Raw genomic sequence first — 11,070 nt, 5'->3', positions numbered from 1 at the left:
CGTGCATGTCCGCAGGGGATTCGTCGGTGCGCTCCTCGGCGCGCAAGGTCAGGATTTCGTGACCCTGCTCGGTGACGAGAACGGTGTGCTCCCATTGCGCCGACAGACTGCGATCCTTGGTCACGACCGTCCATCCGTCCGGGAGCAGCTTGATGAATCGCTTGCCGGCATTGACCATCGGCTCGACGGTGAAGCACATCCCTGCCTTCAGGACCAAGCCCTCGCCGGGCTTGCCGTAATGCAGGACTTGCGGCTCTTCGTGAAACGCCTTGCCGATCCCGTGCCCGCAATATTCGCGCACCACCGAGCAGCCCTGTGCTTCGACGAACTGCTGAATCGCGTGACCGATGTCTCCCAGGGTCGCGCCGGGGCGCACCTTCGCGATGCCCAGACGCATGGCCTGTTGCGTGACCGTGACGAGACGACGCGCCAGGATGCTCGGCTCGCCGACGAAGAACATCTTGCTGGTATCGCCGTGGTACCCGTCCTTGATGACGGTGATGTCGATGTTGACGATATCGCCTTTCTTGAGGCGTTTGTTTCCCGGAATCCCATGGCAGACCTGGTGGTTCACGGAGGTGCAGATGGATCTGGGAAAGCCGCGGTAATTCAACGGCGCCGGGACGGCCCGCTGCACGCGCGTGATGTAGTCGTGGCAGATGCGATCGAGCTCGTCCGTGGTCGCGCCCGGGACGACGTGGGGGGCGATCATGTCGAGAACGTCGGCTGCCAGTCGGCCCGCCACGCGCATCTTCTCGATCGCCTCTGGGGTCTTGATTGGCACACTCATGGCGTGCGTCGCTGAATCGACATCAGGTCCGGATCTCACAGAAAACCTTGAGGTAATTGCCCATAAGGAACGGGCTATGGTATAAAACCCGGCGCGCTGCGGCAAATCCGCTGCTGTCGGGCTTTCGGCGAGTCGAAGCGCTGCCGAGACCCTACGCGAAAACGGCTGTAAACCCGGTTTATCCGGGTTGTGCAACGCCGAATCGAGACCGGCCCCGATCACGGGCGCCGGAACACTGTCCACACACGCATCGACACAACCGGCCGGGTGCCTGGCAATCAGGTTGCCGCTTGGGATGCGTGGAGGCCCAACCCAGACTACAGGAAGCAAGACCTTGAGTGACGTGACCATGCGCCAGATGTTGGAAGCGGGTGTGCATTTCGGACACCAGACCCGCTACTGGAACCCCAAGATGGGGGCCTTCATCTTCGGACAACGCAATAAGATCCATATCGTGAACCTGGAAAAGACGCTGCCGCTCTATCAAGAGGCCGTCAATTTCATGGGCTCGTTGACCGCCAACGGCGGCCGTATCCTCTTCGTCGGCACCAAGCGTGCGGCACGCGAGGCGATTCAGGAAGAGGCCCTGCGCTGCGGGATGCCGTTTGTGAATCATCGCTGGCTCGGCGGAATGCTGACCAACTTCAAGACCATCCGGCACTCGGTCAAGCGCCTCAAGGAGCTCGAGACGATGTTCGCGGAAGGCACGATCGAGCGCTTCAATAAGAAGGAAGCGCTGGGTCTTGCGCGCGAGCGTGCGAAGCTCGAGCAAAGCATCGGCGGTATCAAGGAGATGGACGGCCTCCCGGACGCCATGTTCGTCATCGATGTGGGCCACGAGAAGATCGCCGTGACCGAAGCCAACAAGCTCGGTATCCCGGTGGTGGGCGTGGTCGATACCAACAATGATCCGAGCAAGGTCGATTACGTGATTCCGGGCAACGACGACGCCATCCGCGCCGTGCGCCTCTACATCAGCGGCGCAGCGGATGCGATCCTCGACGGCCGCAACACGGCAGCCGCAATGGTCGGCCGCGGCGATACCTTCATCGACGCCCCGGTCGAGAGCGAGTCGGCGCCGAGCGCTGTCGCCGAAGCCGAGTAGAGCGGCTTTACGACCCGAGCGCGCTCCGGATCCGATCCGGGCGTGCCTCCATTCTTCGTTCGTACCCGAGCACTCGGGTGCGAACGTCTTCCAGTACAACCCGAAGTCGTCCCCGAGGGGACCGAGGAAGCAAACGATGGCGATTACAGCGGCATTGGTGAAAGAGCTCCGGGAGCGCACCGGCGCCGGCATGATGGAGTGCAAGAAGGCGCTGGTGGAGTCCGACGGCGATATCGAAGCGGCGATCGAGGCGATGCGCAAGGCCGGTCAGGCGAAGGCTGCAAAGAAGTCCGGACGCACGGCCGCCGAAGGCGTTGTCATGATCCAGATCGCGCCGGACGGCAAGCGCGGTGTCCTGGTCGAGATCAACTGCGAAACCGATTTCGTGGCGAAAGATGCCAGCTTTCTCGGCTTTGCGCAGTCAACCGCCGCGACGGCGCTCGCCGGCGATATGGCCGATGCCGAGTCCCTGTCGGCGACGGCACTGTGCGACGACCCGGCGAGCACTGTCGACCAAGCCCGCGAGGCCCTGATCACCAAGATCGGCGAGAATGTCCAGGTGCGTCGTTTAGTGCGCTTCGACGATGTCCAAGGCCGTCTCTACAGCTACCGTCACGGTGTGCGCATCGGTGTCGTGCTCGAGATGAGCGGCGGCGACGAGGCGCTCGGGCGCGACATCGCCATGCACATCGCAGCGACCAACCCGCTGTGTCTCGGGGCCGACGAGGTTCCGCCCGAGACGCTCGCCAAAGAGCGCGAGATCTTCAAGGCGCAAGCGCTCGACAGCGGCAAGCCCGAGGCGATCGTCGACAAGATCATCGACGGGCGCGTGCGCAAGTATCTCGAAGAGGTGACCCTGCTCGGTCAGCCGTTCGTGAAGGATCCGGACACCTCGGTGGAGAAGCTCCTGAAGCAGGCGGGTGCAGAGGTCCACCGCTTTGCCCGTGTCGAGGTCGGCGAGGGCATCGAGAAGAAGGTCGAGAACTTCGCCGAAGAGGTCATGGCGCAGGTCCGCGCGACCTGATCCGCGCACCGACCGACTGGTCCCCGAAGGTTGCGCGCTTCACGCGCAACCTTCTCCGACTCAACCCATGATGAGGTTCTCCCGCCATGACGGCGCCCCTTTATCGACGGATCCTGCTCAAGCTCAGCGGCGAGGCATTGGTCGGCTCCGAGGCTTACGGCATCGATCCGGAGATCCTGGACCGCTTTGCCGGCGAGATCCGCGATCTCGCCGCCGTGGGTGTTCAGGTGGCGCTCGTTATCGGTGGCGGGAACATCTTCCGCGGGGCGGGTCTTGCGGCCAAGGGGATGGACCGCGTGACCGGGGATCAGATGGGGATGCTCGCGACCGTCATGAACGGGCTGGCGATGCAGGATGCGCTCGAGCGTCTGGGTGTCCCGGCGCGCGTGATGTCGGCCCTGAAGATCAATCAGGTCTGCGAGGATTACATCCGGCGGCGCGCCATGCGGCATCTCGACAAGGGTCGCGTGGTCGTCTTTGCTGCGGGAACCGGCAACCCGTTTTTTACGACCGATTCCGCCGCAAGCCTACGTGCGATCGAGGTCGGTGCCGATCTGTTGATCAAGGCCACCAAGGTCGACGGCATCTACTCGGCGGACCCGATGATCGATCCGGGGGCGACCTTCTACCCCCGCATCAGTTATGATCGTGCGCTTCGTGAAGGGCTGCAGGTCATGGACACGACGGCTATCGTGTTGTGTCGGGACCACGGCATGCCACTACGTGTAATGAATATCAACGAGCCCGGTGCGCTCTTGCGGTTGATCCGCGGCGAAGACGTCGGCTCGTTGGTCGTGAGCGGGAACTGACATGATCGACGATATCAAGAAGGACGCCGCGGAGCGCATGGCCAAGAGCGTCGAGGCGCTGAGCCATGAGCTGGCCAAGATCCGAACCGGCCGGGCGCATCCATCCCTTTTGGACCATGTCATGGTCTCTTACTACGGTTCCGAGATGCCGATCCGGCAGGTCGCCAACGTGAGTGCGGAGGATGCGCGAACGCTGGCCGTGACGCCGTGGGAACGCAACATGGTGCAGGCCGTCGAGAAGGCCATCATGCAATCGGACCTCGGGCTCAACCCCAATACCGCCGGGACCGTGATTCGTGTCCCCATGCCGGCGCTGACCGAAGAGCGGCGGCGCGATCTCATCAAGGTCGCCCGCAACGAGGCCGAGCAGGCGCGGGTCGCCGTGCGCAATATTCGCCGCGACGCCAACCATGATCTGAAGGAGCTCGTCAAAGACAAGATGATCTCCGAGGACGACGAGCGCCGCGGTCAGGAGCTGGTTCAGAAGCTAACCGATCAGTACATCAAGGATGTCGATGGGGTCTTGGCGGAGAAAGAAGCGGACTTGATGTCGATCTGAGGCGGGCGGGCGATCCCGACAACGACCACCGTGGATATTGCAACGCCCGCAATCGGAATGAGCGATCCGGACCCATCCGTGCCTCGGCATGTCGCCATCATCATGGACGGCAACGGCCGCTGGGCCAAGCAGCGCGACCGCCCCCGCACGGCAGGTCATCGGGAGGGCGTGAAAAGCGTTCGTGCCATTGTCGAGGAAAGCGTCCGACGCGGTGTGGGAACCCTGACCCTCTTTGCCTTCAGCAGCGAGAATTGGCAGCGCCCGCGCACGGAGGTCAACATCCTCATGGAGCTCTTCATGAGCGCATTGCGCGGCGAGGTGCGCCGCCTGAACGAGAACGATGTCCGGCTGCGCATCATCGGCGAGCGCGGGGCCTTTCCCGAAAAGCTCCAACGACGGATCGCCGAGGCCGAAGAGCTGACCGCAAACAACAGATCCCTTAATCTCCAAGTGGCAGCCAATTACGGCGGACGCTGGGACATCACCGCAGCCGCCCGGCGACTCGTGGCCGACGCGCTCAGCGGGGCGCTCGATCCGTATGCGATCGACGAGGATGCCCTCGCAAGCCGCCTGTCGTTTCCCGATCTCCCGGAGCCTGACTTCTTTATTCGTACCGGCGGGGAGCAACGCCTGAGCAACTTCGTGCTGTGGCAATCCGCCTATTCCGAGTTGTATTTCAGCGACCTGCTGTGGCCCGACTTCGACGCGGCCGCCTATGGTCGAGCGCTGGAGAACTATGCGCGCCGGCAGCGACGTTTCGGGCGAACCGGCGAGCAGGTCGAGATGCAGGCCCCGATGAGTGCGTATGGCCGGGGTTGACGTCTTGCCTGCATCCAACGCACTGAAGCGTCGGACCATCACTGCACTCTCCTTGGTGCCGCTCGTCATCGCTGCAGTCCTCTGGCTGCCGACGCCTGCCTTCGCACTCGTCGTGGCCGGGGTCTTGATGCTGGCGGCCTTGGAATGGTGCACGCTGGCCGGATTGACGCGGCCGATCCCGCGCATCCTCTACTCATTCGCGATCCTGTTCGCGATGGCACTCCTCTGGATCTGGCCGCAAGGGCAGCCTTGGTTCTTCGCTCTGAGTGCCCTCTGGTGGGCGGGTCAGGCGGTGGCCTTGCCGCGGATCAGGGAGATTCCGAGGGTCGAGGGCCTTCAGTGGTCTCTGCTTGCGGCCGGTTTTCTCGTGCTGGTCGGTCCTTGGACGGCATTGATTCATCTGCACGGACTCCCGAAGACGGGGCCGGCACTCGTTCTCTTCCTGCTCTTTCTGGCGTGGACGGCCGATTCGATGGCCTATTTCGTCGGCCGTGCCTGGGGCGGTGGTCGCGCAAAGCTTGCACCCGTGCTGAGTCCGGGCAAGACGCGGGTCGGTGTCTACGGAGCGATGGCCGGGGCCGTCGGCTGTGGTCTGATATTCGCGTGGATCCTCTCCGCGACGCCGATGACGACCCTCCTGATCCTGCTGGTTTGCGGCGTATCGGTGATGATCTCGATCGTGGGGGATCTTTACGAGAGCCTCCTCAAGCGTCGCCGGGGGCTTAAGGATTCGAGTCATCTCTTGCCCGGACACGGCGGCATGCTCGACCGAATCGACAGCCTGACGGCAGCCGCGCCCGTGTTTGCCTTGGGTATCACCTTGATTGGAGTCGCGACGTGATCGGCGTAACTGTCCTCGGCTCGACCGGCTCGGTCGGCGTAAGCACCCTCGATGTCGTCGCCCGTCATCCGGAGCAGTTTCGCGCGGTCGCCTTGACGGCAAATCGCGACAGCGAGCGCATGGCCGAGCAGTGCCGGCGTCACCGCCCGCAGATCGCGGTCATGGTCGAGGAGGCGGCGGCACTGCGTCTGCGCGAGCTGCTCTCGGACATGTCGGACCGCCCGGAGATCCTCTCGGGTGTCGAAGGTCTCGAGCAGGTCGCGACCATGCCCGAGACCGACTACGTCATGGCGGCGATCGTCGGTGCCGCGGGTCTGCCGCCCACGCTGGCCGCCGCCCGTGCAGGCAAGCGTCTGCTGCTCGCCAACAAGGAATCGCTGGTGGTGGCCGGAGCCTTGCTCATGCGTGCGGTGGAGGAGAGCGGTGCTGAGCTGCTTCCGATCGACAGCGAGCACAACGCCATCTTCCAATGTCTGCCGCCGAACTTCTGCGAGGGCCTGCCGTCGGTCGGGGTGGAGCGGATCCTCTTGACCGCATCCGGCGGTCCGCTGCGGGATTGGCCGATCGAGCGACTCCCGTCGGTCACCCCCGATCAGGCCTGTGCACACCCGACCTGGGCGATGGGCCGGAAGATCTCGGTCGACTCGGCCACCATGATGAACAAGGGCCTGGAGGTCATCGAGGCCTGCTGGCTGTTCGGGACCGACACCGACCGCATCCAGGTCGTCGTCCATCCCCAGAGCGTGATCCACTCCTTGGTCCAATACCAAGACGGCTCCGTACTGGCCCAGCTCGGCAACCCCGATATGCGCACCCCGATCGCCCATGCGCTCGGGTGGCCGGCGCGCTTGGATGCGGGCGTTGCCCCCCTGGATCTCTTCAAGGTCGGACAGCTGAATTTCGAAGAGCCGGATCTTGCGCGTTTCCCCTGCCTCGGGCTGGCCTTCAAGGCCGCACGTCAAGGCGGCACCGCGCCGGCGATCCTGAACGCGGCCAACGAGATCGCCGTGGCCGCCTTCCTGGATCGACGCCTCGACCTCCCCGGGATTGCCGCCGTCGTCGACGCGACGCTCGACTCCCTTCCGAACGAAGACGTCGAGGGTCAGGATCTCTCCTTCCTCCTGGACGTGGATCGACGGGCTCGCGATCGGGCGGAGCAACTGGTCCGAACGCGGGTGATTTAAAATTAAAGACTTAAATCGCATCACTCCGATCGCCGTTGATGGCCGCAGCGGTTGCCCGCAACTCCTCCCTCATTAGCCACTCCGGACGCGATTTAAGATGGACATCCTCTTTACGATCGGCTCCTTCGTCGTCGCGCTCGCGATCCTCATCGCCGTGCATGAGTTCGGGCACTTTTGGGTCGCCAGACGTTTGGGCGTGAAGGTCCTGCGATTTTCGATCGGGTTTGGGCGGCCCTTGATGCGCGTTCAGCGTCATCCCGATGCGACCGAATATGTCGTCGCGCTCGTGCCTTTGGGCGGTTACGTCAAGATGCTCGACGAGCGCGAAGAGGAGGTTCCCGCGGCACAGGCGCATCTCGCCTTCAACCGCCAGGCGCTTTGGAAGCGCTCCGCGATCGTCGTCGCCGGTCCAGTGTTCAACTTCCTTTTCGCGATCTTCGCCTACTGGGCCATCTTCATGTCGGGCGACTCGGGTTTGAGGCCGATCGTCGGCGATGTTGAACCCCAGTCGATCGCCGCTGCGGCCGGTTTCCAATCCGGCGACGAGCTGATCCGCGTCGGCGACCGAGAGGCCGGGAGCTGGGAGACGGCCCTGATTGCCTTCGTCGGAAAATCGCTCGACGGGCGTGAGTTGGCGGTTCAGGTGCGTGACGCCTCGGGTCGCAAGCTGACGCGCTGGATCCCCTCCGACGAGGTCCGAAGTTTGGCCGAAGAACCGGATCTCCTCGGTCGCCTGGGTCTTTCTCCGAAACGTCCGATCTTGCCGGCCGTGATCGGCGAGCTGGTTCCGGGCGAGGCAGCCGAGGATGCGGGATTGCAGACCGGCGATCGCATCTTGGTCGCCGACGGTCGCCCGATCGAAGGTTGGCAAAACTGGGTCGACATGGTGCGTGATCATCCGGAGCAGATCTTGTCTATCGAGATCGAGCGCGCCGACGGCGAGCGCCTTACCTTGAGCGTGACGCCGCGATCGACGCAGGTGGAGGACGAAACGATCGGTCGGATCGGGGCCGGTGTGTTGGTCCCCGAGGGTTTGATGGACGATTACAGTGTCGAGGTCCGCTACGGTCCGGTCGAGTCGCTTGATCGGGCCGTCTCCAAGACCGTCGAGATGAGCGTCATGACGCTGCGGGTCGTCGGGCGCATGTTGATCGGTCAGGCATCGGTGGAGAATCTCAGCGGCCCCATCACGATCGCGGAGACGGCCGGGCGAACCGCGAGCTATGGCTTGGAATCCTTCGTGAAATTTCTCGCGGTCGTGAGCATCAGCTTGGGCATCCTCAATCTCCTGCCGGTGCCTGTGCTCGACGGAGGGCATCTGTTGTACTTCTTTATCGAGTGGGTCAAAGGCAGTCCACTCTCAGAGGAGGCCCAGATGCAGGGCCAGAAGATCGGCCTTTTTCTCCTGGCCGCCCTCATGTCGCTGGCCTTCTACTTGGATCTTTCCCGGCTATTGGGCTAGGCGCGCCGAATCCCTTATACTTGCGACCCTGAAACGCCGACTGCGCCGCAGACTTCGGCTTGATCGAGGGGACCTGTCTTGCGCGCGATACCTCTGATGCTCCGTTGCTGCGCACGTCGGCAGCTCGCTTTGGTGACCCTTCTGCTGGCGATCAACATGCCGGTCGCCGCCGAGGTGTTCCAGATCGCCGACATCCGCGTGGAGGGCCTGCAGCGGATCGCACCCGGCACCGTCTTCAACTATCTCCCGGTACAGGTCGGAGATACGGTCGGAGACGGGGTGACCGGCGGGATTATTCGCTCGCTCTACCAAACCGGCTTCTTCGACGATGTTCGCGTCGAGCGCGAGGGCAACGTCCTGGTTCTCTGGGTCCGCGAGCGACCCGCGATCGCCTCGATCGACATTACCGGCAACCGCGACATCGACACCAAGGCGTTGACGGCGGCCTTGTCGGACATCGGCCTCAAGGAAGGGCGGGTCTTCGATCGTTCGGTCCTCGATCGGATCGAGCAGGAGCTCGAGCGGCAGTATTTCTCCCGCGGCAAATACGGTGTGCTGATTCAGTCGACGGTCTCGCCGCTCGAGCGAAACCGCGTGGCGGTTCGCATCGAGATCACCGAGGGGCTGACGGCCCGGATCAAACAGATCACCATCATCGGCAACGAGGCGTTCCCGGAAAAAGAGCTGCTCAAGCGCTTCGAGCTCGGCACCACCGGCTGGACCTCGTTTTATTCCAAGAACGATCAGTATTCCAAACAGAAGCTCGCCGGTGATTTGGAGACCCTGCGCTCCTTCTATCTGGATCGTGGTTTTATTCGGTTCGACATCAAGTCGACGCAAGTCTCCATCAGCGCCGACAAGAAGGAGATCTATATCACCGTCGTCATCGACGAGGGCGAACCCTACCGGATCGGCGACATCAAGCTTGCCGGCGAGCCATCGATCCCGGCCGAGGAGCTGTTCCCGCTGATTCAGCTCAAACGCGGCGACTTTTTCTCCCGTCGTGCGACCACCGAAAGTTCGGAGCGGATCTCGAACCTGCTCGGCGATCGCGGTTATGCCTTCGCGAACGTCAACACGATTCCCGAGATCGACGAGGAGGCGCGTACGGTCACGGTGACCTTCTTCGTCGATTCCGGACAGCGTGTCTACGTGCGTCGCGTCAACATGAAGGGCAATACCCGAACCCGCGACGAGGTCCTGCGCAGGGAGATGCGCCAGCTGGAGTCGGCCTGGTTCTCGGCCGAGCTGGTCCGCAAGTCGCGCGAGCGACTCCAACGTTTGGGCTACTTCGAGGATGTCACCATCGAGACGCCTGCCGTGCCCGGTTCCGCCGACCAAGTCGATGTCGATGTGACGGTGACCGAGAAACCCGCGGGGAACCTTTCAGCGGGTGTCGGTTACTCCCAATCGCAGGGTATCTTGTTGAACGCCAGCGTGACGCAGAACAACTTCCTGGGAACCGGCAAGCGTGTCTCGCTCGGAGTCAACACGAGCGAAGCGACCCAGCTCTATCAGATCGCCTATACCAACCCCTTCTATACGGTGGACGGTATCAGTCGGGGTTTCAATGTTGCCTACCGGGAAACGAATTTCGACGAGCTGATCGGTGCGGATTATTCGACCGATGTCGGCGTACTGGGCATGAACTTCGGTCTGCCCATCTCCGAGACCAGCCGTGCCGGCCTCGGTATCCGTTATCAGTATACGAATTTCATCGCCGGAAACTTTTCCGAGCTGGCGCAAGAGTTCGTCGAAGAAAACGGCAATGTCTTCAATGACTTTATACTCTCGGCGAGCTATACGAACGACAGCAGAGATACTGCGATCTTCCCGACCAAGGGCGGATTGCGCGTGCTCAGGGCCGATCTCACTGTCCCGGGAAGCGATCTTCAATACTACAAGCTCACCTACCAGGAACAGCTCTATGTCCCCCTGACCTCGCGTTTCGTGGTGTCCTTGAGCGGCGATGTGGGATACGGCGAGGGATACGGCGAGACCGAGTCTCTGCCGTTCTTCGAGAACTACTATGCCGGTGGTCCACGGTCGGTGCGCGGTTTCGTCGCCAACTCGCTCGGACCTCGCGAGATCGGCGACGACGATCCGGTCGGAGGTAACTTAAGGATGGCCGGCAGTGTCGAGCTGTTCGCCCCCGCCCCCGGTGGAGCAGAGCTGGCCAAGACCTTGCGACTCGGTGCCTTCTTGGACTTCGGCAACGTCTGGCAGACCGACGGCTCGGATCTGATCGAGCCGATCGGCTTCGACATCGGTAACCTGCGCTATTCGGCGGGTCTCTCGGCAACCTGGTTGTCGCCGATCGGTGCCCTTTCGATCAGTCTTGCGGCCCCGCTCAACGAAGAAGAGGGTGACGAGACACAAGTCTTTCAGTTCGGGTTCGGACAGACATTCTAAGGGAGTCGATGCGTGAGGTTAGCCGCTCTTTGGTCGTCGACGATCGCGTTGCTCCTGGTGTCGAG

Annotated in this window: 10 protein-coding genes; 9 read left to right on the top strand and 1 reads right to left on the bottom strand. The window is 62.7% G+C overall.

The window, feature by feature from the left end:
- The coding region (gene map / locus VLR48_RS15725) for a type I methionyl aminopeptidase (RefSeq protein ID WP_325292695.1) at positions 1 to 790 on the bottom strand (790 nt) is incomplete at its 3' end.
- A gap of 349 nt (positions 791 to 1,139) precedes the next feature.
- Here map and rpsB point away from each other — a divergent pair.
- The 9 genes from rpsB to bamA all read left to right on the top strand — a co-directional run bounded on the left by rpsB (position 1,140) and on the right by bamA (position 11,005).
- Entirely contained in the window at positions 1,140 to 1,895 is a 756-nt protein-coding gene (rpsB, locus tag VLR48_RS15720) for a 30S ribosomal protein S2 (RefSeq protein WP_325292697.1), read from the top strand.
- Between the two features lie 136 nt (positions 1,896 to 2,031).
- A complete protein-coding gene (gene tsf / locus VLR48_RS15715) occupies positions 2,032 to 2,919 on the top strand; it encodes a translation elongation factor Ts (protein WP_325292694.1) in 888 nt (295 codons plus the stop codon).
- A gap of 86 nt (positions 2,920 to 3,005) precedes the next feature.
- Positions 3,006 to 3,728 carry a UMP kinase gene (gene pyrH, locus VLR48_RS15710; RefSeq protein WP_325292693.1) on the top strand — a complete coding sequence of 241 codons (723 nt, stop codon included), beginning with the start codon at positions 3,006 to 3,008 and terminating at the stop codon, positions 3,726 to 3,728.
- Position 3,729: 1 nt separating this feature from the next.
- Positions 3,730 to 4,287: a ribosome recycling factor gene (gene frr / locus VLR48_RS15705; RefSeq protein WP_325292692.1), complete on the top strand. Its 558-nt coding sequence runs from the start codon at positions 3,730 to 3,732 to the stop codon at positions 4,285 to 4,287.
- 57 nt (positions 4,288 to 4,344) lie between these two features.
- Complete coding sequence (gene uppS, locus VLR48_RS15700; RefSeq protein WP_325292696.1) at positions 4,345 to 5,106, top strand: polyprenyl diphosphate synthase; 762 nt, start codon at positions 4,345 to 4,347, stop codon at positions 5,104 to 5,106.
- Positions 5,093 to 5,947 (top strand): phosphatidate cytidylyltransferase, encoded by an 855-nt coding sequence (locus tag VLR48_RS15695; RefSeq protein WP_325292691.1) that lies wholly within the window; start codon positions 5,093 to 5,095, stop codon positions 5,945 to 5,947. The genes uppS and VLR48_RS15695 overlap by 14 nt, the downstream gene beginning before the upstream one ends.
- The gene (gene ispC, locus VLR48_RS15690; RefSeq protein ID WP_325292690.1) at positions 5,944 to 7,131 is read left to right on the top strand and encodes a 1-deoxy-D-xylulose-5-phosphate reductoisomerase; all 1,188 of its coding nucleotides are present in this window, start codon (positions 5,944 to 5,946) and stop codon (positions 7,129 to 7,131) included. The genes VLR48_RS15695 and ispC overlap by 4 nt, the downstream gene beginning before the upstream one ends.
- Positions 7,132 to 7,228: 97 nt before the next feature.
- Positions 7,229 to 8,593, top strand: a complete 1,365-nt coding sequence (gene rseP / locus VLR48_RS15685; protein ID WP_325292689.1) for an RIP metalloprotease RseP — start codon at positions 7,229 to 7,231, stop codon at positions 8,591 to 8,593.
- Between the two features lie 78 nt (positions 8,594 to 8,671).
- On the top strand, positions 8,672 to 11,005 hold the full coding sequence (gene bamA, locus VLR48_RS15680; protein WP_414718617.1) for an outer membrane protein assembly factor BamA: 2,334 nt from the start codon (positions 8,672 to 8,674) through the stop codon (positions 11,003 to 11,005).
- The last annotated feature ends 65 nt before the right edge of the window (positions 11,006 to 11,070 follow it).

Origin of the sequence: Thiocapsa sp., from assembly GCF_035467215.1 — a bacterium.
In the GTDB taxonomy this organism is placed as follows: Bacteria; Pseudomonadota; Gammaproteobacteria; order Chromatiales; family Chromatiaceae; genus Thiocapsa.
This window is presented reverse-complemented; position numbering and strand designations above follow the sequence as displayed.